Source organism: Bradyrhizobium sp. AC87j1 (genome assembly GCF_002936975.1).
Lineage (GTDB): Bacteria > Pseudomonadota > Alphaproteobacteria > Rhizobiales > Xanthobacteraceae > Bradyrhizobium > Bradyrhizobium shewense.
Genome location: NZ_PTFE01000034.1, coordinates 45,557 through 69,858, shown reverse-complemented (window position 1 = coordinate 69,858; position 24,302 = coordinate 45,557). Strand labels below are relative to the sequence as shown.

The 24,302-nt window shown below is 64.4% G+C and carries 23 protein-coding genes; 7 read left to right on the top strand and 16 right to left on the bottom strand.

What is annotated here, in order from left to right; translation table 11 throughout:
• Positions 1-2: 2 nt before the first annotated feature.
• The 13 genes from CV770_RS19225 to CV770_RS19165 form a co-directional block, all read right to left on the bottom strand.
• Complete coding sequence (locus tag CV770_RS19225; RefSeq protein ID WP_104463417.1) at positions 3-449, bottom strand: CHRD domain-containing protein; 447 nt, start codon at positions 447-449, stop codon at positions 3-5.
• 152 nt (positions 450-601) lie between these two features.
• Positions 602-883, bottom strand: a complete 282-nt coding sequence (locus CV770_RS19220; protein WP_091956226.1) for a hypothetical protein — start codon at positions 881-883, stop codon at positions 602-604.
• A gap of 108 nt (positions 884-991) precedes the next feature.
• Complete coding sequence (locus CV770_RS19215) at positions 992-1,438, bottom strand: hypothetical protein (RefSeq protein WP_091956227.1); 447 nt, start codon at positions 1,436-1,438, stop codon at positions 992-994.
• Between the two features lie 141 nt (positions 1,439-1,579).
• Positions 1,580-3,307, bottom strand: coding sequence for a chemotaxis protein (locus CV770_RS19210; protein WP_104463424.1), 1,728 nt, complete (start codon positions 3,305-3,307; stop codon positions 1,580-1,582).
• Between the two features lie 5 nt (positions 3,308-3,312).
• Positions 3,313-4,404, bottom strand: a complete 1,092-nt coding sequence (locus tag CV770_RS19205) for a protein-glutamate methylesterase/protein-glutamine glutaminase (protein ID WP_104463416.1) — start codon at positions 4,402-4,404, stop codon at positions 3,313-3,315.
• Between the two features lie 16 nt (positions 4,405-4,420).
• The gene (locus CV770_RS19200) at positions 4,421-5,275 is read right to left on the bottom strand and encodes a CheR family methyltransferase (RefSeq protein ID WP_104463415.1); all 855 of its coding nucleotides are present in this window, start codon (positions 5,273-5,275) and stop codon (positions 4,421-4,423) included.
• A gap of 135 nt (positions 5,276-5,410) precedes the next feature.
• Positions 5,411-7,216 carry a methyl-accepting chemotaxis protein gene (locus CV770_RS19195; protein WP_104463414.1) on the bottom strand — a complete coding sequence of 602 codons (1,806 nt, stop codon included), beginning with the start codon at positions 7,214-7,216 and terminating at the stop codon, positions 5,411-5,413.
• A 61-nt stretch (positions 7,217-7,277) separates the two neighbouring features.
• Entirely contained in the window at positions 7,278-7,766 is a 489-nt protein-coding gene (locus tag CV770_RS19190; protein WP_091956231.1) for a chemotaxis protein CheW, read from the bottom strand.
• Between the two features lie 64 nt (positions 7,767-7,830).
• Positions 7,831-9,528 carry a methyl-accepting chemotaxis protein gene (locus CV770_RS19185; protein ID WP_104463413.1) on the bottom strand — a complete coding sequence of 566 codons (1,698 nt, stop codon included), beginning with the start codon at positions 9,526-9,528 and terminating at the stop codon, positions 7,831-7,833.
• Positions 9,529-9,565: 37 nt separating this feature from the next.
• On the bottom strand, positions 9,566-10,027 hold the full coding sequence (locus tag CV770_RS19180) for a chemotaxis protein CheW (protein WP_201759923.1): 462 nt from the start codon (positions 10,025-10,027) through the stop codon (positions 9,566-9,568).
• Positions 10,027-12,102, bottom strand: coding sequence for a chemotaxis protein CheA (locus CV770_RS19175; protein ID WP_104463411.1), 2,076 nt, complete (start codon positions 12,100-12,102; stop codon positions 10,027-10,029). The genes CV770_RS19180 and CV770_RS19175 overlap by 1 nt, the downstream gene beginning before the upstream one ends.
• Positions 12,099-12,464, bottom strand: coding sequence for a response regulator (locus CV770_RS19170; RefSeq protein ID WP_018317043.1), 366 nt, complete (start codon positions 12,462-12,464; stop codon positions 12,099-12,101). The genes CV770_RS19175 and CV770_RS19170 overlap by 4 nt, the downstream gene beginning before the upstream one ends.
• Positions 12,464-12,787 (bottom strand): STAS domain-containing protein, encoded by a 324-nt coding sequence (locus CV770_RS19165; protein WP_018317042.1) that lies wholly within the window; start codon positions 12,785-12,787, stop codon positions 12,464-12,466. The genes CV770_RS19170 and CV770_RS19165 overlap by 1 nt, the downstream gene beginning before the upstream one ends.
• A gap of 272 nt (positions 12,788-13,059) precedes the next feature.
• On the opposite strand from CV770_RS19165, the gene CV770_RS19160 reads away from it, so the two are divergent.
• From CV770_RS19160 to CV770_RS19150, 3 genes are all read left to right on the top strand, one after another.
• Entirely contained in the window at positions 13,060-14,163 is a 1,104-nt protein-coding gene (locus CV770_RS19160) for an HD domain-containing phosphohydrolase (RefSeq protein ID WP_104463410.1), read from the top strand.
• A gap of 205 nt (positions 14,164-14,368) precedes the next feature.
• Positions 14,369-15,037 carry a hypothetical protein gene (locus CV770_RS19155; protein WP_038972013.1) on the top strand — a complete coding sequence of 223 codons (669 nt, stop codon included), beginning with the start codon at positions 14,369-14,371 and terminating at the stop codon, positions 15,035-15,037.
• Positions 15,038-15,057: 20 nt separating this feature from the next.
• The gene (locus CV770_RS19150) at positions 15,058-17,208 is read left to right on the top strand and encodes an adenylate/guanylate cyclase domain-containing protein (protein ID WP_104463409.1); all 2,151 of its coding nucleotides are present in this window, start codon (positions 15,058-15,060) and stop codon (positions 17,206-17,208) included.
• An 8-nt stretch (positions 17,209-17,216) separates the two neighbouring features.
• On the opposite strand, the gene pobA is transcribed toward CV770_RS19150, so the two are convergent.
• Positions 17,217-18,389, bottom strand: a complete 1,173-nt coding sequence (gene pobA, locus CV770_RS19145; protein WP_104463408.1) for a 4-hydroxybenzoate 3-monooxygenase — start codon at positions 18,387-18,389, stop codon at positions 17,217-17,219.
• A gap of 50 nt (positions 18,390-18,439) precedes the next feature.
• Here pobA and CV770_RS19140 point away from each other — a divergent pair, with 50 nt between their 5' ends.
• Positions 18,440-19,345, top strand: a complete 906-nt coding sequence (locus tag CV770_RS19140) for a helix-turn-helix domain-containing protein (RefSeq protein ID WP_104463407.1) — start codon at positions 18,440-18,442, stop codon at positions 19,343-19,345.
• 349 nt (positions 19,346-19,694) lie between these two features.
• The gene (locus CV770_RS19135) at positions 19,695-20,306 is read left to right on the top strand and encodes a LabA-like NYN domain-containing protein (protein ID WP_104463406.1); all 612 of its coding nucleotides are present in this window, start codon (positions 19,695-19,697) and stop codon (positions 20,304-20,306) included.
• Positions 20,307-20,330: 24 nt separating this feature from the next.
• On the opposite strand, the gene pcaG is transcribed toward CV770_RS19135, so the two are convergent.
• The gene (gene pcaG, locus CV770_RS19130) at positions 20,331-20,957 is read right to left on the bottom strand and encodes a protocatechuate 3,4-dioxygenase subunit alpha (RefSeq protein WP_091956240.1); all 627 of its coding nucleotides are present in this window, start codon (positions 20,955-20,957) and stop codon (positions 20,331-20,333) included.
• Between the two features lie 3 nt (positions 20,958-20,960).
• Positions 20,961-21,749, bottom strand: coding sequence for a protocatechuate 3,4-dioxygenase subunit beta (pcaH, locus tag CV770_RS19125; RefSeq protein ID WP_104463405.1), 789 nt, complete (start codon positions 21,747-21,749; stop codon positions 20,961-20,963).
• Between the two features lie 100 nt (positions 21,750-21,849).
• On the opposite strand from pcaH, the gene CV770_RS19120 reads away from it, so the two are divergent.
• Together CV770_RS19120 and pncB are read left to right on the top strand one after the other, a co-directional pair.
• Positions 21,850-22,770, top strand: coding sequence for a LysR family transcriptional regulator (locus CV770_RS19120; protein WP_201759922.1), 921 nt, complete (start codon positions 21,850-21,852; stop codon positions 22,768-22,770).
• Positions 22,771-22,859: 89 nt separating this feature from the next.
• On the top strand, positions 22,860-24,164 hold the full coding sequence (gene pncB / locus CV770_RS19115; RefSeq protein WP_091956243.1) for a nicotinate phosphoribosyltransferase: 1,305 nt from the start codon (positions 22,860-22,862) through the stop codon (positions 24,162-24,164).
• The last annotated feature ends 138 nt before the right edge of the window (positions 24,165-24,302 follow it).

Here is a 24,302-nt window from a genome sequence, read left to right as displayed (position 1 = left end):
CCCTACTTCATCATCTGCCCGCGCAATTCGCCGCCTGGGTTCGCGGCCGTATGAATGTTCGCGTACCATTTGCCGGCCAATAGATCCGCTGCCTGGGCATCCGTGAGCGTGGCGCTGCCCTGGATAGGACTCTGGACCGTCTTGAAGGGCAAAGCGATGCCGGCGTTCTTGCCCGCATCACTGGGGCCATGAAAATGGGCCCCCATCGCCGGACCCGTCAGATTGGCAAACGTAATCGTATAGGTCAGGACTTTGGTCTGGGTGTCGAGCGCGGCCTCGGCCTTGCCCGAACCGGACGAGCCGTTCGGAGGCACTTCATTGCTGCCCTTGAGGTCGGCCTGCAGCTTGACGACCTCCGCACGTGACGGCGCGGTTGTGACGATCAGCAGCCCACCGAGCATCACCGTTCCCAACAGCGTCACGCCGACCCGATACTTGGCTTTCCTCATGGCATTCTCCTACAGGCTCTACGGCCCGATGCGGTTGAAACCCCGGCCCCGGCTTGAAATTCCGGAGACGAGTCTATGCCTGATTCGCGAAAAGCTGGCGGGGATCCACCGGTGGCGCGTGGAACGACCTGCGCGCCCTGACGCCAAGCGAGCTAGGCTGCCCCGCGCTCGCGGAACCCGGTCGGGACCAGGAGTTCGGCCATCTGCCTGTGCGTGCTCTGGAGCGCCTCGATGGCGCCGTCGAGATCGAAATCGGCCTCGCGAACGGATGCGAAGAACCTCGCCGTCAGCGCGAGGTCAAGCTTGACGCGCGTTGCGCCGTCGCGGCTCTTGCGGCGGTCGAGCGACAGATGGATGGCCCGCATTCTGGCTTCTGCCGGCGTACAGCCGCTGAGTGTCGCCAGTTCGTTATATGTCATCCAGATCTGAGGCATGGTCTCGTCCGTCCTTTATTGCCGCCTCATCCTAGCTTTCCGCGCCTGAATGCACTGTTGCCAAGGCCCGGTCGCAGCCCGCTTCGCTGCGATAGCGTCAACGCAAGACTAAGATGCGGGAGGCCTGGAAGGCGCAGGAAATTGGCGCGGCCGCGAACGGCTGTCGAGACCCTTGGGCAATTTGTCATTGAGCTTCACGACGGCGCCTCGCGCTTCCACAGCCGGCGCATCTTCCTGGCTGTAGATCAGCGTCACCTCGAACATCACGTCGGGCGCTTCCCTGGCCGTTCCGGAACAAGTCGCCATCGCACCGCTGCACACGCCGGCGAGGCTGACCTCGACCTCGTCCAGACCGAACACGGTCGGCGGTCCCTCGGCATAGCGCCGCGTGGTCAGGATGGCCGTGAAGCGCTGATCGTCATCGAACTGATAGGAGCCGCCATAGGTGAAGAAGCTGTCGCTGCCGGAGATCCGTCCCTCCGCCAGATGCACGATACCCGTGCCCTGGCCGCGCGGGGTCCTGAACCAGGCCGCGTATTTGCCGTCTCGCATCATGGAAATGTCCGCCGTAAAATCCACTGGTATTTGCAACCAACTCTGGGGCGCGACAATGACCGATGCGGCGAGTATTCCGCGACGGTTAACGCCCTGCAAAGCCAACTCGTCAAATTGCCACCGCAGCGCGCGGCGACACCATCAAAACAATTCTATGCCGTCATCCGCGGTCTCGACCGCCTCGACCCGGCGCGTCGCGGCGATCGACTTAAGTCCGAGGGCTTGCAGGAACTCGCGATGAACGTGCCGCTCACGCTCCATCGTGTAGCGCGCGAAGAGATCGTCGAGGATCGCCTGATCCTGCAGCTCCGGCTGTAGCCGCTGCCCGCCCGAGCTCGCAGTCTCGAGCCGCGTGGCGACCGCAGGCAAGGCTGCGGAGCTTTCGCCGAGCCTGGTCATCTGACCCTGGGCCGAATTCATCAGCCTCTCGAATTCCGCGCCTTCGTCGACGAGCCGGCTCATCAGCTTGCCGAGCCGTTCATTGCCGGCCTCGACCTCGCGCAGCGCCTGAAGGATTTGCGGCTCGAGCTTGGCAAGCTGGGTGGGATCACCCTGCACGCGGAGCTCCTTCAGCTCATTGGCCGAGCGCTCGATCCCATCGAGCACGGGCCTCAGGCGCGCGGCCCCCGCGGAGACCTGGTCGGCGGTCGCCTTGAGCTCGTTGGCGATGACGACGAAGGCGCTGCCGCGGCTGCCGAGATGGCTCGCCTTGAGGCCGGCATTCATTCCGATCAGCGTGATGTCGACAGTCGCTTCGGCAAGCCCGGCGATCGCCTGGCGAAATTTCGTCAGCGTGTCCTCGACGATCGCGAGCGCCTCGTCGACCGAGCGGCCCGCACTCTCGCAGGTGGCGATCAGGGTCGATGCATGCGCCAGCGTCTGCTTGATGCGCGTCAGGAACGACGACGAGCCGCCCTCCTCGCCGCCGAACAGGGTGCGGCCGTGGCCGACGACGCTGCCCGCATCATGCAGGATGGCCGTCAGTGCGCCAACGATCTGACCGACGTCACCGCCGAACTCGCGCTGGGCATCCCTGAGCTGGGCCGCCTGCAGCCGGCAAATCGCACGCACGTCGTCGTCGCTCGGCACGGTTTCAGGGACGTGGCTCGGCGCGGATTCCGACGCAAGGCCGAGGCCATGGGACACGTGCTCGAGACGCTGACGCGTGCTGTCGCCTGCCTGGAGCGAGATGATCGCGCTGCCGACCGCCTCGGCGATCTTCCTGGTGCTGGAACTGGCGCGGTCGGCCAAATGGCTGCTCTTGCTGCGCTGGTCGCGTAATCCGGAATAGGCCGCGCCGAGCTCGACGCTCTCCGACATCAATTGGGCCCGGTACCGGCTCTCGAACTCCTTCTGCCGGCCGGAGGCGGTGGCAACCGCCTCCGACAGGCGCTGCTGGTCGCGCGCGCAGCCTTCGATCGAGCGCTGCACGGCCCTGCCGAGATCGTAGGCTTCCTGGGTAAAGGCGAGAAAGCCCTCGCGGTCGCCGTCGAGCGAGGCCGCCTCGATCCGCGCGCTGCGCGCGATGATGGTGATCATCTGGATGTGCTTGAACAGCGGCTTGAGCAGCGAGGACGCCTCCGCCGTGCTCTTGCCGATCGTCTCCAGCAGCGCGCTCTCCGCCGGCAGCGCCTGCGCCAGCTCGCTCAGCTGCGCGGCGATCTCCTGCAGCGCTATTGCGGCGCCCTCGATCTCGGCGCCGGAGAGCTCACCCGAGAGCGTAGCTAAGCCCTGGTTCAGCTCCTTGAAGATGAGGTGGCCGCAGCCGAGCTCGTGACCGACGCGCGCGAAGACGTCCTCGATGCGCGAGGAGACGTCCTCGATCGCGGTGGTTGCCTCGGCGAGCGTGTTGGCCGGAACGGGCGACATGGCCATCAACCCGCCACCGCGGCGTGCCCGGCCTGATACCAGAGCATGATCTCGCGCGGGATGTGATGCAGCGAAACGACCTTCTCGACACCGCCATGGGCGATGGCTTCCTTGGGCATGCCGAACACCACGCAGCTCTCTTCGTCCTGCGCCCGCGTCGAGGCGCCGAGCTTGCGCATCTCCAGCATCCCGCGCGCGCCGTCGTCGCCCATGCCGGTCATGATGACGCCGAGCGCGTTGGCGCCGGCGTGCTGGGCCGCCGAGCGGAACAACACGTCGACTGAGGGGCGATGCCGCGACACGGGCGGGCCGTCCTTGATCGCGATCTGGTAGCGCAGACCGATGCGCTGGAGCAGCATGTGGCGGGCACCGGGCGCGATATAGGCGCAGCCCGGCAACACCGGCTCGCCATCCTCGGCTTCCTTGACCCTGATCTGGCAAACGCCGTTGAGACGCTTGGCAAAGGCCGCCGTGAAGCCTGCCGGCATGTGCTGGACGATGACGATCGGCGGACAGTGCGGCGGCAGCATCTCGAGGACGTCGTTGAGCGCCTCGGTCCCGCCGGTCGACGCACCGATGCAGACGATGCGCTCCGTCGTCGGCCGGACCCTGCCCTGCACCGGCGGCGGGATGATGGCGTCTGCGGTCAGCTTCTTCTCGATGGCCCGGCGTTCCGCACGCGGCCGCACCCGCGCGCGCGCAGCCGACTTCACCGCCTCGCGCAGCCGCGTCGAGCATTCGAGCAGCGCCAGGCGCGTGTCGATCTTCGGCTTCGGCACGATATCGACCGCGCCCGCCTCGAACGCCTCGAACATCACGTTCGAGCCCTCTTCGGTCAGCGAAGAGCAGATGATCACCGGGATCGGGCGTTGCGCCATGATCTTGCGCAGGAACGTCATGCCGTCCATCCGCGGCATTTCCAGGTCGAGGATCATGACGTCGGGAATCTCGTCCTGGAGACGCTTCGCCGCCACGAACGGATCGGAGGCCGTTGCCATCACCTCGATATCGGGGTCCTCGTTGAGGATCGTCTGCAGGATTTGGCGCACCGACGCCGAATCGTCCACGATCAACACGCGAACCTTCTCCCTCGGCATCTTGGTTGCGCTCCGGCTAGACCTGGAAAATGGTTGGCTGAACCTGCTTCAGCCCGGGCACGGCACTGTGAATCATCGATTCCGAATGTCCGACCAGCAAATAGCCGCCCGGACGCAAATGGCTGCACAATTGCTCGACCACCTTGCGCTGGGTCTCGCGCTCGAAATAGATCAGGACGTTGCGGCAGAAGATGATGTCGACGTCACGATCGACCGGATAGGACTTGTCCATGAGGTTCATCCTCATGAAATGTGTCGCGCGCCGCAGCTCGGGTACGACCCGCACCTCACCGCGCGACTTGTCCCGCGACGTCGAAAAATATCGCTTCACGAATTGCTCCGGCACCGGGCCGAGCACGTCGCGCGTGTAGATCGCCGTCTTGGCGAGGCGTAGCACCGCGGTCGAGATGTCGGTCCCGAGGATGCGGTACTGGAAGCGCGAGCCGTTCCGCGTCATGTCGTCCAGCACCATCGCGGTGGTGTAGGCCTCCATGCCCGTGGAGCTCGCCGAGCTCCAGATCTTCAGGTTCGCGTTCTTGCGTCCATGCGACTTGAGCAGGCCGGGAATCGCGACGTCGCGCATGAAGGTGAAGTGCTGCGGCTCGCGGAAGAAGTCGGTCTTGTTGGTCGTCACCACATCGATGAGATGGGTGAGTTCGGTATCGAAATGATCGGCCTCAAACAGGGTCTCGACATATTCGTTGAGACCGTTGAAGTTGAGCGCGCGCACGCGCTTGTGCAGCCGCCCCTCCAGCATCAGCCGCTTGCCCTGCGGCAGCTTGATGCCGACCTGGCCCTCGATCAGTTCGGCAATGGTCCGGAAGTGGCGGTCCGACAGATGCACGGCCGTATCCTGTACGGCGGGCATCATGGCCGCCGGCCCCGGTCCGCGACGGCCACCTGCACTGAATGTCGGGCCGTACGGGCCATCTCGAATCCTACGCGTTTAAACAACCGCTGAAGAAGACCGGTCCACCGTCCCAGGGCAGACCGGCCCGCAAAAGTCCTAGCGCTGGAAATCGGCGTCCCGATCATCCTCGCCGTCATGCATGTCGAAGGCAAAGCCGCCGCCACCGGCAACCTTCACGGCGCGGGCCGGCCTGGCCTGCACGACCTTTTTCGCCGGACGCTCGGCAGCCGCCATGGTGGCCGCCTTGGCGCGCAGCTGGCTCAGAGCCCGGTCGATCGGCGCCGGCGCCTGGCTCTTGGCGCCGTGCTCGATGCGGAAATAGGCGATGGTGGACTGAAGCTGTTCGGCCTGCGAAGCGAGTTCCTCCGAGGTCGAGGACACCTGCTCGGACGCGCTGGCGTTCTGCTGGCCGACCTTGTCGAGCTGCTGGATCGCCTGGTTGATCTGGGCCGATCCGACGTCCTGCTCGCGGCAAGCCGCGGTGATCTCCTCGACCAGCTCGGCGGTCCTCTTGATGTCAGGGACCAGCTTGGAGAGCATCGCGCCGGCCTCCTGTGCCACCTTGACGGTGTCGGCCGAGAGCGTGCCGATCTCGGCCGCGGCGGCCTGGCTGCGCTCGGCGAGCTTGCGCACTTCGGAGGCGACCACCGCAAAGCCCTTGCCGTGCTCGCCGGCGCGCGCGGCCTCGACCGCGGCGTTGAGCGCGAGCAGATCGGTCTGGCGTGCGATCTCCTGCACGATCGTGATCTTCTCGGCGATGGTCTGCATCGCGTTGACGGCGCGGCCGACCGCGGCACCGCTGGCTTCGGCGTCCTTGGCCGACTGCGCGGCGATCTTCTCGGTCTGATTGGCGTTATCGGCATTCTGCTTCACGTTGGAGGCCATCTCCTCCATCGAGGAGGAGGCTTCCTCCGCGGACGAAGCCTGCTCGGTCGCGCCCTGCGACAGCTGCTCGGCGCTCGCCGAGAGCTCCTGGCTGCCGGCGGAGACGTTCTGCGCCGCGGTCAGAGCTTCAGACACGATCTGGCGAAGCTTCTCCACCATGCGCTCGAGCGCAAGGCCCAGCGTGTCCTTGTCCGACAGCGGCTTGGCTTCGATCGTGAGGTTGCCCTGCGCGATCTCGTTGGCGACGGCCGCGGTGGCGTTCAGATTGGCGGTCATCGCGTTCAGAGATTTCACAAGATCGCCGATCTCGTCGTTGCTGGAAGCATCGATCTTGTGACTGAGATCACCGATCGCGACGGCGTCCGCCAGCCCGACCGCCTTGGCGAGGGACCGGCTGATATTGATCGAGATCCAGACGGCGCCAATCGCGGCAACGATGAGCGAGACGATGACCAGGACGATCAGAACCAACTGGGCGCGACGGCTGTCTTCGTTGGACTGCACGGCCTGCTCGGCCATCTGCCTCTTCGTATTGGCCACATAGGCTCCCATCGCCTCGGTCGCATCTGCAACCACCTTGCGCCCGTCACCCATCGAGCGCTCGGTTGCCTTGGTCTTATCGGTCTTTGCCAGCCTGATCGTCTCTTCCTGATAGACGTTCATTCTGGCGTAGGCGCTGGCGAAGTTGTCGAGCAGCTTCTTGCCGCCTTCGCTGGCCATCGCATAGACCTCGTCCCTGATCTTCGTGGCCTCGTCGCGGAGCTTGGCCGCGTTCACCGCGAATTCCTCGGCCTCGCTTGCCGTTCCCAGAATTGCGTTCTTTTCCGCCCTGACCTGCTGCCAGATGATCTTTTCGACCTCGGCTGCTCTCTCCATCCGCTTGGCGCGAAGCACCATGGAATCTGCGGTCGCGGCCATGTCGGACAACTTCATGTAGCTCACAGCGCCTGCTACCATGAACAGAAGAATGACGACGCCAAACGCGCTGGCGAGCTTGGCTTTGACGGTGAATCTCATTTTCAGTCTCGTTGGTTCGAATTGGGGGGCTTACGCGTGACCACGCTTCACTCTTGCAAACTCAGGCGGCGCGAGGCGCATCTGTTGCCGTGTCGCGGCCTTCCGGAACCTCGTCATTGGCCATCAGCTTGGCGAGATCGAAGATCACGACGAACTTCTCGCCCTTGCGGCCGATGCCGGCGGCATAGTCCGATTGCCATTTCCCGCCGACCTCGGGCACGGGCTCGATCGCCTGCTCGTCGATGTCGGTGACCTCGAACACGCAGTCGGCGACGAAGCCGACGCCGACCAGGCGGTCCTTCATCGGCACGTCGAGGATGATGATGCGGGTCGCTTCAGTGGCGGTTACGCTGGGCAGGCCGAGCTTGTTCCTGAGATCGACGATCGGATAGCCGCTGCCGCGCACGTCGATCATGCCGAGCAGGAAGTTCGGCGCGTGCGGAAGCCGCGAGATCGGCCGCATGTCGAGAATTTCCCGGACGTTGCGGATGCTGATGCCGAACGTCTCGCCGGCGAGCCCGAGCGTCAGATATTGCGAGGTTGCGGCCATGATGCAGTCCAGGATTCCGGAGGTTGGAAATGAGTACGGTCCGGCACAAGGCCGGACCGGTTGATCAGCGTTGGAACTCGGCGTCGCGGTCGTCTTCGCCGTCATTCATGTCGAAGGCGAAGCCACCGCCGCCGGCGACTTTCATCGCACGTGCCGGCTTGCGGGCAGGCACCGGCTTCTTCATGCCGCGATCGGCGGCCGCCATGTGCGCAGCCTTGGCCCGGAGCTGACCGACGGCGCGGTCGATCGGCTCGGCCGCGGCCTTCTCCTTGCGCGTGGCGTGCTCGATCCGGAAGAACGAGATGGTCGACTGCAGCTGCTCGGCTTGCGAGGCGAGCTCTTCCGAGGTCGAGGACACCTGCTCGGAGGCGCTGGCGTTCTGCTGGCCGACCTTGTCGAGCTGCTGGATCGCCTGGTTGATCTGGGCCGAGCCGACGTCCTGCTCACGGCAAGCCGCGGTGATCTCCTGCACCAGCTCGGCGGTCTTCTTGATGTCGGGCACGAGCTTGGACAGCATCTGGCCGGCCTCCTGGGCGACCTTCACGCTCTCCGTGGACAGCGTCCCGATGTCGGCCGCGGCGGCCTGGCTGCGCTCGGCAAGCTTACGCACTTCGGAGGCGACCACCGCAAAGCCCTTGCCGTGCTCGCCTGCGCGTGCGGCTTCCACGGCCGCGTTGAGCGCGAGCAGGTCGGTCTGGCGTGCGATCTCCTGCACGATCGTGATCTTCTCGGCGATGGTCTGCATCGCCTCGACGGCACGGCCCACGGCGACACCGCTGGCTTCGGCGTCCTTGGCCGACTGCCCCGCAATCTTCTCGGTCTGGTTGGCGTTGTCGGCGTTCTGCTTCACGTTCGAGGCCATCTCCTCCATCGAGGAGGAGGCTTCCTCGGCGGACGAAGCCTGCTCGGTCGCGCCTTGCGAGAGCTGCTCGGCGCTGGCGGACAGCTCCTGGCTTCCGGCGGAGACGTTCTGGGCCGCAGTGATCGCCTCGGCGACGATCTGCCGGAGCTTTTCGACCATCCCATTCAGCGACTTGATGAGATCTCCGATCTCGTCGTTGCTTGCCGAGGGAATGGTCTGGCTGAGATCGCCCTCCGCGACCGCACCTGCAAGGCCAACGGCCCTTCCGAGCGAACGGCTGATCGAGATGGAAATCCAGAGCGCAGCCCCGATCGCAACCGCCAGCGAGATGCCGATCAGCGTCATCAGCAGGAATTGGGCCTGGTGCCCCTCTGCCTTGGACTGGACGGCCTGCTCGGCCATCTGCTTCTTCGTATTGGCGACATAGGCGCCCATGGATTCCATCGCGTCTGCGACGACCTTGCGGCCGTCACCCATCGAGCGCTCCATGGCCTTCGTCTTGTCGGTCTTCGCCAGCCGGATCGTCTCTTCCTGGTAGGTATTCATCTTCGCGTATGTAGCTGCGAAGCTGTCGAGCAGCTTCCTGCCTCCCTCGCTCGCCAGCGCGTAGACCTCATCCCTGGTCTTCATCGCTTCCTCGCGAAGCCTGGCGGCATCGGCGGCAAACTGCTCGGCTTGAGCCTCCGTACCGAGCACCGAGTTCTTCTCGGCGCGCAGCTGAAGCAGGATGTCCTTTTCGATCTGCGTCGCCTTTTCCATGCGGTTTGCGCGCAGAACCATGCTGTCGGCGGTCGCCATCATGTCGCCGAGCTTCATGTAAGCCACGCCGCCCGCAATCCCGGACAGAACGATGATCACGCCGAACGCACTGGCAAGCTTTGCCTTGACGGTAAATCTCATTTCCAGCCCCTACCCCGGTCTCGCCCGAGACCTCATCTCAATTTAGAATGCGTTCCATGTTCGGAACGATGACGAACTCTTCACGCCACTTGGCAATGAAGCGAATGAACTCCGGCTTCCAGTGCATGCCGACGCGCGGCGTTTGCTGCACGTCTGTCTGGGAGATCTCCGTGACCTCGTAGACCTTGTCGGCGGTGACGCCGACCAGGACCGGCTCGCCGTCGAGCTCGAGCTCGATGACCACGATGCGCGTATCGGCGGAATCATCGAGCTGCGGCATGCCGAAGCGGATGCGCAGGTCGGCGAGCGGAATGACGTTGCCGCGCACGTTGATCACGCTGGGAACGAAGGCGCGCGCGCCTGCCACCTTGGTCACGGGGACGGGATCGATGATCTCGCGCACGAGGCCGGCGTCGAGCGCGAACTTCTCCTCGCCAAGGCCGATCATCACGACCTGCATCGCGTCAGCCTGCCGTTCGCCAACCAAACCCTCGTTCATCACGCCGCCTCGCTGATATGCTGCTTCTCGACCTTCGACTGCGCCAACGCGACGAGCTGCGCGACGTCGAGGATCAATGCCGCCGTACCGTCGCCCAGGATGGTCGCGCCGGAGAACATCGTGACATCCGAATGCAGCTTTGAGAGCGACTTGATCACGGTCTGGTGGTTGCCGATGATCTGGTCGGCGACGAGGCCGACGTGAGTCTCGCCGGTCGAGATGATGATCGTCTTCTGATGACGGTCGGGCGTGCCCGATGCGGTCATGATCTCGCGCAGCCGGAGGAAGGGCACGAGATTGCCGCGCACGTTGAGGAAATTGCGACCGCGCGAGCGTTCGTCCTCGGCGGTAAGCTCGATGCATTCCTCCACCGCGGACAGCGGAATGATGTAACGGCCTTCGCCGACGCGGATCAGAAGACCTTCGATGATCGCCAGCGTCAGCGGCAGGCGCAGCGTCACCGTGGTGCCCTGGCCCGGCCTGGTCGACAGATCGATCGAGCCACGCATGTTCTCGATGGTACGCTTGACCACGTCCATGCCGACGCCGCGGCCTGACAGCGCCGAGATGGTCTGCGCGGTCGAGAAGCCGGGATGGAACAGGAACTGATGGACCTCGTGATCGGTGAGCACGGCGCCAGTCGCGATCAGCCCCTGCTCTTCCGCCTTCGCACGGATGCGCGCGGTGTTGAGGCCGCCGCCATTGTCCTTCACGGTGACGAGCACCTGCGCGCCGGAATGGACGGCGGCGAGCTCGATCCGGCCCTGCTCGGTCTTGCCGTTGGCAGCGCGCGTGGCGGTGTCTTCGATGCCGTGGTCGATGGCATTGCGGATCAGATGCACCAGCGGATCGGCCAGGCACTCGATCATGGTCTTGTCGAGCTCGGTATCTTCGCCCGAGGTGACGAATTCGACCGGCTTCGACAAATCGCGCGACAGGTCATGTATCAGGCGGCGGAAACGGCCGAACAGCGAGCCGATCGGCACCATGCGGGCACCCATCGTGGTATCGCGCAAGGAGGAGGCCAGGCGCTCGATCTCCTCGGCGATCATCTTGATCGAGAGGTCGGAGCCGGAGGCGGCGAGCTGGGTCAGCCGCGCCTGGGCGATGACGAGCTCGCCAACGCGGTCCATCAGCTCGTCGAGACGCTCGGCCTGGACGCGAACGGTGGCGATGCCGCGATCGTCGCGCTTGGCCTCGAGCTTCGGTTCAGGCTTTGATTCCGATTTCGGCTCCGCCTTTGCGACGGGCTGCTCGGCGACGGGCGCGGCAGCGGCCTCGACCACCGGCGCAGGCATTTCGACTACCGGGGCCAGGTCCTCGTCGAGCAGCTGGAACAGCGGTGCCGGCGCGGGCGCTTCGACATGCTCCAGGGGCTGCAGCGTCAGCTTCATCTCGTCCTGGACGAACATGAAGACGTCGTCGATCGCATCCTTGTCGCAGGCCGCGTGCAACTTGACGTCCCACTTCAGATAGCAGTCTTCCGGCTCCATCTCGTCCAGGAACGGGATGCCGTCGGTGACAGGCACGACGAAGCAGGGGCCGAGCTTGCAGAGGTCTTCCAGCAGGTCGAGCGGATTTGAGCCGTTGCGCAGGATATGGGTTTCGAATTCCAGATAGAGGTGCCAGCCGGCCTGCTTGCTTCCGGCGGGAGCCAGCGGCGGGGCTTCGGCAATCTCCATCACCGCTGCAACCGGTTGGTCGGCCGAGACGAAGCGCTTGAGGTCGTCGAGGATGGCCTCGCCGATGATGTCGTCGGTCGACTGGGGATCTTCGATCAACGCGCGGATGTAGTCCTTGGCGGCGAGCGCGACCGAGATCAGCTCCTGGGTCGGCTTGATCTCGCCCTTGCGGACGCGGTCGAAGGCGGTCTCGAATTCGTGGGTGAAGGAGGCGACCTTGTCGAAGCCGAACATGGCGCCCGAGCCCTTGATCGTATGCAGGGCGCGGAAGGCGGAATCGACCAGTTCGCGGTCGTCGGGACGCTGGCCGAGATCGAGCAAGGCCCCTTCAAGGACTTCGAAGAGCTCGCTGGCTTCCTGACGAAAGACCTCGGTCGGGTCCATTGCGCTCATGCGCGCACCAGCTTGCCGACCACGGCGAGCAACTGCTCAGGCTTGAACGGTTTGGTGATCCAACCGGTGGCGCCGGCGCTCTTGGCTTCCTGCTTCACCGTGTCGTTGGATTCGGTCGTCAGGAACACGATGGGCATGCCGACCGCGCTCGGCAGCTTGCGCAGCGCCCGGATCAGCTCCAGCCCGTTCATGACGGGCATGTTGAGGTCGGTGATCACGAGATCGAGCTTGCCGGCCTGCGCCTTGGCGAGCCCTTGCGCACCGTCGCCGGCCTCGATCACGCTGTGACCGGCCGGCTCGAGCACCACCTTGATCATTTGCCGGATGCTGGGGGAATCGTCGACGGTCAGAATCGTGGCCATTAGGTGCCATCTTTCTTTTGCGGGAAATGCTGATCGATCATCGCCTCGCTGGTGAAGCCGGCGCGGCGAAGGGTGTTGCGAAGAGATTGTGAGAATGAGGTCAGCACCACCGGGCGGCCCTGGGCCTGCCCCGTCTTGGCTGTCGACAGCAGAAGCTGGATCGAGGTCACGTCGGCCTTGTCGACGCTCGAACAGTCGATCTCGAGCCGCTCCTGGCGGCCGAACGCCTCGCGAATGAGCTCATAGACATTGCGAATGGCCGCGATGCTGCAATCGGCGGGCAACCGCAACGACCACTTCGGCTCCGTGGGATTGAGCGCCATCGCTGCCCCGCCTTTGCTAAAATTCCACTACTCGTTTGACGCGAATCCGGTGAGCAAACCCCTAACGCGGGGTATCCGTACAACTACGGGTCACATTTTTGCGGAATTCGCGCAACTGCATGCAGACGTACACAGCCTGCTGAAATCCTTCATGCGCGGCGCGCATATCCACGGCGCGGGTGCTCCCGTACGGCGCATTTGCTTCGCGTTAAATTCGCTCGGGTTATGGCTTGGGTTCGTGTCTTTGCCAGCGAAGAGAGCCCCGGCCGCCGATGCTGACTCAAGCGCTTCTGGTTGACGACAGCCGTTCCGTCCTCAACTTCCTGAAACGTCACATCGAGGCCGAAGGCTTGGTCGAGGCCACCACCTTCCTCGATCCCGTGGAAGCGCTGACTTGCGCGCGCGAACGCGGCTTCGATCTCGTGCTGGTCGACTACGAGATGCCGCACATGGACGGCATCAGCTTCATCCGCACCTTCCGTGCCCTGCCCGGCTGTGCCGACATCCCGATCGCGATGATCACATCGCGACAGACCGATGACGTCAAGATGGAAGCGCTGCAGGCCGGTGCAACCGATTTCCTGCCCAAGCAGCCGCAGAGCGTCGAGATGACGGTGCGCCTGCGGAATTTGATTCAGTTTGGTGCAGCCGTACGCAAGCTCAACGACCGTGCCGCGCATCTGGCCAGCGAAGTCGCAGCCGCGACACGAAAGCTCGGCGAACGCGAGGAGGAGATCATCCTGCGGCTCGCGCTCGCGGTCGAATACCGTGACAACGACACCGGCGAGCACACGCTGCGGGTTGCCAAATACAGCCGCATTATCGCCGAGCAGCTCGGACTGCCGGCCCGGCTTTGCCGCGACATTTACCTGGCCGCGCCCCTGCATGACGTCGGCAAGGTCGCCATTCCCGACAACATTCTGCTCAAGCCCGGCAGGTTGACCGACGACGAGATGGCGGTGATCCGCACCCATGCAACGATCGGCGAGCGGATCCTGGCGGACTCCGGTTGCGAGCTGATCCAGCTCGGTGCACAAATTGCCGCAGGCCATCACGAACGCTGGGACGGTGCGGGCTATCCAAACGGTCTGAAGGCAGACGAGATTCCGGTCGCCGCGCGCGTGGTCGCGGTGGCCGACGTCTTCGACGCGCTGACGACACGACGACCATATAAAGAGCCGATGCCGATCGAGGTGGCTCGCGGCTATTTGGTCGAGAACAAGGGCCGGCAGTTCGATCCGGCCTGCGTCGAGGCCTTTTTGTCGCGCTGGGACGAGGTGGTCGAGATCGCCGGCGAGCGGGCGACGCCGTTTCACAAGGCCGAAGCTCCGTTCACTCCGATCATGGCGTCTCCAGGCCGAGGGCCGTTCGCCTGAGGCTGTCACGGCCACCTGATTTCGCCGTCCGGCCAACAACTTGGCACCCTCCTTTGTCGGCGATGGCCGGCTTGAACCACTTCCTGCTAGAGTGCACCAATAATCAAAGAGTGATTCTGGTCACACTTACCTGGGCGCCCCGATGCTAAAAATCGCGCCGGGACGGGGACCAGCAAAGTATCGGTCGAATTGAATGAGAATAGTCATGAGAAGCCTGATCGGCGCTGTTGTCGGCGCGTTCTGTACTGCGGCCCCTGCCTTGGCAGAGACGCCGGCCGCGATCGTCGAGGATGTGCAAGGCAAGGTCGATGGCGTCGAGTTCATGGACTATGTCGCCGCAGGCAAGATCATCAAGCTCGGGCCCAAGGCCAGCATTACGCTCAGCTATCTCAAATCCTGCCTGCGCGAGACCATCAGCGAGGGCGTCGTGCTGGTCGGCGCCGAGCAGAGCACCGTGCAGCTCGGCGATGTGCAGCGCGCCAAGGTGCCCTGTGACACCAAGGCGGCGCAGCTCTCCGAACGCGAGGCGAACCAGAGTGCGGCGACCACGTTCCGGACCATGCGGTCCGACGCCAAGAGCGCTCCGTCCAAGCTGCCGACGATCTATGGCGTCGCGCCCCTGATCCAGGCCAAGAGCGGCAGCACGCTGGTGATCGAGCGCACCGACGGCAAGGAACCCACGATCAGCGTGCCGCTCAAGAACGACATCATGATCCGCGGCAAATTCTATGACTTTGCCAAGGCCGGGAAGTCGCTGACCCCGGGCGGCAGCTATCTCGCGAGCCTCGGAGCCAAGCGTTACACCTTCCAGGTCGATGCCAGCGCTACCTCGGCGCCAACCCCGATCATCGGCCGCCTGCTGCGGCTCGAATAAGCGGACCTAGCGACCGGGCGATGCGGCGGATCGGGGGACGGGACATCGTTGCGGCGACCCTGATTGCGCTCGTGACTGGCGCGATCTTCACGTCGCCGCCGCTACAGACCCTGCAAGGCCTTTCGCTCGACATCCTCACGGCGATGCGCGGGAGGCTTCTCGGCGACAGCCGCAACACCGCGACATCGCCGGTCGTCGTCGTGGCGATCGACAGTGAAACCTACGACACACCACCGTTCAAGGGATCGCCGACGCAGACCTGGACGCGCGAGATCGGCCGGGTGCTCGGCAGCGTCACCGAGGGCGGCGCCAAGGTGATCGGCTTCGACGTCATCTTTCCGAGCTCGATCGAGCAATCGGAGATTCCTTTTGGCGACACCGCCGTTGGCGGCCGCATGAAGGGATTCGATCGGGATTACCTGATCGCGCTGCGGCAAATCTCCGACAGCGGCAAATTGGTGCTCGGCGAAATCCTGAGCAATGACCATCCGGAAGTGCCCTATCGCGCCCAGCAAGTCGCCGTGCGCAACACCGTGCGGGCGCTCAATGTCCACACCGACCACGACGACGTCATCCGACGGATGCCGCTGAGCTTTGCCATCGAGGGGCGGCCGGTCCCCGCGATGGCGGTCGAGCTCACTGCGCGCGCGACGGGCGCAAAGCCCGAGATTGCGCCCTCCGGCGCGACCGAATTGTCCGGCTATGCGATCCCGAGTGCCGTGCCGAATACGATGACGCTCAACTTCCGAGGGCTGGGACGCGACATCCCGACCTTCTCCTTCGTCGATCTGCGCGCCTGCGTCGAGAAGGGTGACCGCGACTTTTTTCGCCGCGCTTTCGACGGCAAGGTCGTGCTGCTTGGTACGGTCCTGAATTTCGAGGATCGCAAGCTCACCTCGATGCGCCTGTCCGGCGGGTATGACGGCACGCCGGCGGCACGATGTGCCCTGCCCGCGCCGGCAGGCACTGTGCAAAAGTCCCGCAGCGACATTGCGGGCGTGTTCGTGCACGCCACCGCGGTCCGAAATCTGATCGAGCGCGATGCCGTGACCGAGCTCGGCTTCCCGATGCGGACCATTCTCACGATCGCGTTCGCGGCGATCATCGCCTGCGCGGCCTGCCTGCTCGCACCGAGTGGCGCGCTGATGGCTTGGTTCGGCCTCACGGTCGCCTACGCAACCGTGGCCGTCAGCGTGTTCGTCCATGCCTTGGCGCTGCCGCTGACGGAGCCGGCACTCGCCAGCCTTGCCGCGCTTGCGATCATGATCGGCTACCGATTCATGCTGGCGGATCGCGACGAGCGCTTCCTGCGCAAGAGCTTTGCCTTCTATCTCGCGCCCGAGGTCATCGAGACCATGGTCACCTCCGGCAAGATGCCCGCGCTCGGCGGCGAGATGCGCAACGTCACCATGTTCTTCTCCGACCTCAGCGGTTTCTCGTCCATTGCCGAGACCATGACACCCGGCGAGCTGGTGACGCTGATGAACGAATATCTGTCCGCCATGACGGATATCATCGAAGGCCATGGCGGTTACGTCGACAAATACATCGGCGATTCCATCGTCGCGATGTTCGGTGCACCGGCCGACGATCCCGCACACGCCGCCAACGCCGTTCGCGCCGCGCTGAAGTGCCATGAGAAGCTGTCGGAGCTCAATGCGGGCAATCCCGCCTTCGCCGGTCACGGCCTGTCGCATCGCATCGGGCTCAACAGCGGCGAAGCCGTGGTCGGCAATATCGGCTCGCGCCGCCGCTTCAATTACACCGTGATGAGCGACACCGTGAACGTCGCCTCGCGGCTCGAGGGCGCCAACAAATATTACGACACCGCGATCATGGCCTCGGAGACGACCATGACGCAGAGCGGCGACGCCTTCGCCTGGCGCGAGCTGGATGCGATCAGGGTGCTGGGGCGCGGCGAAGCCATCAAGGTGTTCGAGCCGCTGGCGGAGAAGGGCGCGGAAGGCGCCGATCAGGCGAAGGTGGCCGCTGTGTATGCGGAGGGGCTCGCCCGCTGGCGCGCGCGGGATTTTGCCAGGGCGACTGATGCGTTCGGGCAGATGGCGGAGACCGATCCGGCGTCAGCGCTGTTTGCAAAACGCGCCCAGGCATTCACCGCCAATCCGCCGCCTGCGGATTGGACTCCGGTGAATACGCTGGAAGGGAAGTAGCGGCCGCCTTAAAACGGCAGGCCCACGTAATTCTCCGCGAGCAGGCGCTGCGCCGTCTCGGACGAGAGCAGATAGTCCAGCTCGGTCTGCTGAAGCCGGTCCTCGTATTCGAGGCGGTCGGGGAAGCGGTGCAAGAGCATCGTCATCCACCAGGAGAAGCGCTGCGCCTTCCAGATCCGCGCGAGTGCCTTGGCGGAATAGCCTGCAAGGCCGGAATCATCACCGCTCTGATAATGCGCGAGCAAGGCGTGGTAGAGATAATAGATGTCGGACGCCGCGCTGTTCAGTCCGCGCGCCCCTGTCGGCGGCACGATGTGAGCGGCATCGCCGGCGAGGAACAGCCGGCCATAGCTCATCGGCTCGGCGACGAAGCTGCGCAGCGGCGCGATGCTCTTCTCGATCGACGGCCCGGTGATCAGGTTGCCGGCGACCTCCTCCGGCAGGCGGCGCTTTAGCTCGGCCCAGAACGCATCGTCGTTCCAATCCTCGACCTTGTCGGTCAGCGGCACCTGGATGTAGTAGCGGCTCAGCACCTGCGAGCGCAGCGAACAGAGCGCAAAGCCGCGCTCGTGCTTCACATAGATCAGCTCGGGTGACACCGGCTTGGTGCGCGACAGTACCCCCAGCCAGCCGAACGGATAGACCTTCTCATATTCGCGCAGCACATCCTTCGGGATCGACTTGCGGCTGACGCCGTGAAAGCCGTCGGCGCCGACGATATAGTCGCAATCGACACGGACGGTCTCGCCGTTCGCTCGATAGGTCACGTAGGGACGGTCCGACGTCAGATCATGCGGCGTCACCTCCTGCGCATTGTGCACGACCTTGCCGCCGAGGCGGTCCCGCGCCTCATAGAGATCGCGCGTCAGCTCGGTCTGGCCGTAGACCAGCACCGAACTGCCGCCGGAATGCTTGTGCAGATCGATCTTGGACAGCACGCCGTCATGGGCGATCTCGAAACCGGTGTGGATCTCGCCCTCGCGGTCCATCCGCTCGCCGCACTGCGCCTCGCGCATCAACTCGGCGAAGCCATGCTCGAGCACGCCGGCGCGGATGCGGGCGAGCACATGGTCGCGGCTGTATTTCTCCAGCACGACCGCGTCGATGCCCTTCAGGTGCAGCAGCTGGGACAACAACAGCCCGGACGGCCCGCCGCCGATGATACAGACCTGAACCTTCATTCTTGCGTCCTCCCGTCGGCACTTTTTTGCAGATTTGGCGGCGCAGACCGATGGAGGGTTTCGTCATTGTCTTGTACTATTCGAACATGAGAAGCATGCTCCCTGCCCCGGCCATCCGGGTCTACAATTTGTTCGGCGAGTCCGGCGATCTGCCTGATGTCGTGCATTGCGAGACCATTGCGTCCCGCTCGGTGCTGCACGACTGGACCCTGGCCGTGCACCGCCATGCCCGGCTGCACCAGGTGCTGCTGATCGAGCGCGGCGGCGGCGAGGCGACGCTTGACGGGCGCGTGGTGCAGCTGAAGCCGATGCAGATCGTCAACGTGCCGGTCGGTCACGTCCACGGCTTCCGCTTCGTGCCTGATACGCAAGGGTGGGTGCTGACCATCGCCGCGGAAATTCTGGACGAGGCGCTGCTCGCCGCCGAGGGCCTGCGCGGTGCGCTGGCGCGCTCGGCCGTGGTGCGCGGAACGCCGCAGATCCGCACCACCATGAAACAGATCTTCGCCGAACATGCCGCGCGCGATTTCGGCCGCGCGCATGTGCTGCGGGCATTGTCGTCGGCCATGATCGGGCTGGTGGCCCGCGCGCTCACGAGCGAGAGCGGCGGCAACGGCACGGTCGAATCCAGCCTGTTCCGCCGTTTCGAGGCGCTGCTGGAGCAGCATCACCTGGAACGCTGGAGCGTCGCGGACTATGCCGAGGCGCTGGCGGTGACTCCGACACATCTCAACCGGATCACGCGGGCGGCGACCGGTGATACCGCCTCGCACCTCATCCTCAACCGGCTGATCCGCGAGGCGCGACGCAACCTCGTCTACACCAATTTGCCGGTCTCGACGATTGCCTACACGCTCGGCTTCGAGGACCCCGCCTATTTCAGCCGGGTCTATGCCGCAGCCACGGGGGTCTCACCGCGCGCCTTTCGCACCCAGTTGCATGGCGATGAAGCTTGACGCGTCGGACGAAAGACCGAGCGCGCCCACGGTGAAGCCACGTTGCCGCAATTGCCTTTGTTGCCGGCGCGGCCACTTACCTTCGTATATCGCGTCCTATCCTTTGCATAGAAGCGCCTTACCTCAGTACAATTGAGCAGGGCCTGCTCGCGCCTTAGCGTGGCTGCATTCGGCGCCCTGGCGCTGGTGGCATGGAACCTCCCTTACCTTGGCGCAAGACGGCCACCCCTGTCCGGTCGTCTGCGCCGTTTTTTCGGCGAGCCATCGGCGCCTTCAGTATTTTCGGCCGACATACGTACCCTGACAGCTGATCGGCCAGCTTTCGTCTGGAACTGGAGATTTGAGCACAATGTCTTCGATTGAGAAGATCGCACTCTTTATCGATGGCTCCAATCTCCATGCCACCTCCAAGGCGCTCGGCTTCGACATCGATTACAGGCGTCTGCTCGGCGAATTCCAAAGCCGGGGTGTGCTGTTGCGGGCCTTCTACTACACGACCGTCATCGAGAATCAGGAGTATTCGTCGATCCGCCCGTTGATCGATTGGCTCGGCTATAACGGATACACCGTCGTCACCAAGCTCACTAAGGAGTTCGTCGACGCCACCACGGGCCGCCGCAAGGTGAAGGGCAGCATGGATGTCGATCTCGCCGTAAGTGCGATGGAGCTCGCCAAGCACGTCGATCAGATCGTGCTGTTCTCGGGCGACGGGGATTTTCGTTCGCTGGTGGAAGCCCTGCAACGCCGCGGCGTCCGCGTGACGGTCGTCTCCACACTCTCCACCCAGCCACCCATGGTCGCCGACGACCTTCGCCGACAGGCCGACATATTCATTGACCTGGCAGAACTGAGACACAAAGTGGGGCGCGATCCGGTCGACCGGCCGGGATCGCGCGAAATGCGTCAGTCGCCGCAATTCCTCGCGCGCGGAGCGATCAATCGCGGCGATCCGGTGGAGTGATCCTGCCGGACGGCGGCCGGATCCTCACACGTCGAAGAACACCGTCTCCTCCGGCCCCTGCAGATGGATCGTGAAGGAATACACGACCTTGCCGGCGCGCTCGCTGCGCTTTGCGATCAGCGTCGAACGCCGGGCCGGCTGTTCGATCAGGTTGAGCACGGGGTCGGCGGCGTTGGCGGCCTCTTCATCCGAGAAATAGAGCCGCGTGTTGAGACCGATGTTGATGCCGCGCGCGACGATCCAGACATTGATGTGCGGCGCGCATGTCCGGCCCGCCTTGTCGAGGATCGCGCCCGGCTTGATGGTCTCGAAGGTGACGAGAGCGCTCTCGAAGTCGGAGCCGGCGCGGCCCCAGCCGCGAAACTCCTGCTCCAGCGCGCCGGCCGAGCGATCGGCCGGATGGTTGTAGCGGCCGCTCGCATTGGCTTGCCAGATCTCCAGCAGCACGTCGCGCAGCGGCGTGCCGGCGCCGTCGAGCACCTTGCCTTCCAGCGTGATGCGCTCGCCTTCCGTATTCGGCGTCGTCAGGACATTCGAGAAGTTCTTCTCAAAGATATCGAAGCCGGCCATCGCCGGGATCAAGCCGATATGGACGTAGGGCCCGGCCGTCTGCGAGGCGGTTTCCTTGAGATAGTTGAGCGGCTGCGGCATGGCTCAGTTCCCCGCGGTGCGGTTTTCAAAATAGGTGGAGCGCTGGCCGCGCAGGACGATGTCGAAGCGGTAGGCCAGCGAGTCGAACGGCGTCGAGGCGTTGAGGTCGAGCGGCGCCACGAGGCGGTCGAGCGCATCCTTGTCCGGAATCGTCGTCAGGATCGGACAAACCGGGATCAGGGGATCGCCCTCGAAATACATCTGCGTGATCAGCCGCTGCGCAAAGCCCGAACCGAACACCGAGAAATGGATGTGGGCGGGACGCCAGCTGTTGACGTAGTTGCGCCAGGGATAAGGCCCCGGCTTCACGGTGCGGAAATAATAGTAACCGGTGTCGTCGGTGAGCGCGCGGCCGCAGCCGCCGAAATTCGGGTCGACCGGCGCCAGATAGGTGTCCTTCTTGTGCCGGTAACGGCCGCCGGCATTGGCCTGCCAGAACTCGACCAGCGTGTTCGGAACGCCCCGGCCGGTCTCATCCAGCACGCGGCCGTGGACGATGATGCGCTCGCCGACGGGATCGCCGTCCCTGGCGTAGTTGCGGATCAGATCATTGTCGAGCGGGCCGAGGTCGTTGTGGCCGAACACTGGCCCCGTAATCTCGGAGACCGAGTTCTCCAGCGACAGCAGCGACTGGCGCGGCGAGCGCAGCACCGACGATTTGTAGCCGGGCGCATGTGCCGGCGGATGGATCGAGCGGTCGCGCTGGAAGAAGCCGCCGTCGCCGAGTGGGGGCGTCAAGGGCTCGGGACTGTTGAGGCGGGGATCCCGCAAGGCTGGCGCCTGGGCATTCATCGTGTCTCTCCCTGGGGCGCCCGGGACCGGACGCGCGGCTTATTGGGAGACCATGGGCCGGTCTATTCCACAGATAAATAGATCGATTATAATATATTGCATGAAAGAAATCGATCATTTGGCGCTCGACGGCCACGCTCTCGAACTGTTCCTCGCCGTGCTGGAGGAAGGCTCGGTCACGGCAGCCGCCACCCGGCTCGGCCTGACGCAATCCGCCGTCAGCCACGCCCTGAACAAGCTGCGGCGGATCGCGGGCGATCCGCTGTTCGCCAAATCCGGCCGAGGCATCGTCGCAACCGCGCATGCGCAAGCATTGGCCGCAAAGGCGCGCGCACTGATCGACGAGATGCGGAGCTTTGCCGGCGGCGTCAGCTTCGAGCCGCCACGCGCGCAGCTTTCGCTGACGGTCGCCGCCAATGACTTCCAGCGCGATCTGCTGCTGCCCCGGTTCTTCGACTATGTCGCCGGCCAGGTGAAGAGCCTGAACCTGCGCGTGATCCCCTCGCAATCGCCCTCGCCCGCGATGCTGCGCGAAAACCGCTGCGATCTCCTGATCACGCCGCTGCCACCGTCCGGCATCGACATCGTGCAGAAGCGCCTGCTCCAGGACCATTACGTCTGTTACTTCGATGCCAAGGCACGTACCGCACCGGCCAGCCGCAGCGCCTATCTCGCCGCGCGCCACATCACCGTCGTCTATACCGACAATGAGCGGCTCGATTTCGACCGCCGGCTGGCGGCCAACGGTCTTCACCGCGACATCGCGATCTCGGTGCCGAGCTTTTCCGGCGTGCCGTCCTTCCTGCGCGGCTCGCAGATGCTGGCGAGCATGCCGAGCCTGCTCGCATCCGGCGTGATGCGCGGTTTTGCGCAAACGCGGATTCCGCTGGCGTCCCGCACGCGGACGCTGGCCGAGCTGCCCATGTTCATGGTCTGGCACCAACGCTATCAGAAAGATCCGGCTCATCGCTGGGTCAGGAGCCAGCTCGAGACGGTCGCAGCGACGGCCGCCAAGGCTTGATAAGACCTGATCGCCGATACCGCCTTTCGGAAGACCACCCCTCGCCAAACCCACTGGTTGCGCGCGGGCCGCCGCGCTAAAATCCCCCCATGACAGTGACCGATATTGCGAGCCGGACCTACAATCACAGCTGGCGGCTGGACCCCATCATCCGCAGCCTGCTTGATACCGACTTCTACAAGCTATTGATGTTGCAAATGATTCGGGAAGACTACCCGGATCAGCAGGTGACCTTCTCGGTCATCAACCGCTCGCGCCATGTCCGGCTTGCCGAGATCATCGACGAAGGCGAGCTGCGCGCCCAGCTCGACCATGCCCGCACCATCCGCTTCACCAAGAAGGAGCTGATCTGGCTGGCTGGTAACACCTTCTACGGCAAGACCCACATGTTCTCGGCGGACTTCATCCGCTGGCTGGCCGAATTCCGCCTGCCCGAGTATGAGCTGCGCAAGGTCGAGGGCCAGTACGAATTGCATTTCCACGGACCGTGGACCCACACCACGATGTGGGAGATCCCGGCGCTCGCGATCCTCAACGAGCTGCGCTCGCGCGCGGCGACGAAAGGCCGCGGCCGCTTCGAGCTCGACGTGCTCTATGCCCGCGCCAAGGCAAAGCTGTGGACCAAGGTGGAGCGGCTGCGCAAGCTTGAAAATCTGCGCCTGTCCGACTTCGGCACACGTCGCCGTCACGGCTTCCTCTGGCAGCGCTGGTGCGTGGAGGCGGTGAAGGAAGGCCTCGGCCCGTCCTTCATCGGCACCTCCAACGTGCTGCTCGCGATGGACAATGACCTCGAAGCCATCGGCACCAACGCGCATGAGCTGCCGATGGTCGCCGCGGCACTTGCCAGGGACGACGAGGAGTTGCGCTGGGCGCCCTATCGCATTCTCGACCAGTGGCGCCAGACTTATGGCGGCAATTTGCTGATCGCGCTGCCCGACGCCTTCGGCACCAAGGCCTTCCTGCGCGACGCGCCGGAATGGGTCGCGGACTGGACCGGCTTCCGCCCCGACAGCGCGCCGCCGATCCAGGCCGGCGAGGAGATCGTCGCCTGGTGGGAAAAGAAGGGGCGCAATCCCAGGGACAAGCTGCTCGTCTTTTCCGATGCCATGGATGTCGGCTCGATCGAGGAGACCTATCACCACTTCGCCGGCCGGGTGCGGCTCTCCTTCGGCTGGGGTACCAACCTCACCAACGACTTCGTCGGCTGCCCGCCGGACGGCTCGTTCAATCTCGATCCGATCTCGCTGGTCTGCAAGGTGTCGTCGGTCGACGGCCATCCGGCCGTCAAGCTCTCCGACAATCCGGAGAAGGCGACCGGCATGCCCTCGGAGATCGAGCGTTATCTGCGCGTGTTCGGCGACGCCGGCCGCGTCCGCAAGCCGGTGCTGGTCTAACGGCGCGACGAAATTCTCTCCATCGGGTAAACCGCGCACGACCAATGCGAGGCATTGCTTCGTCGATACCGCGCCTTGTCCGATTTGCCGGCATTTGAAGCGATCTGCGCATATCAGCTTCACAGCGCTTTCACCCTG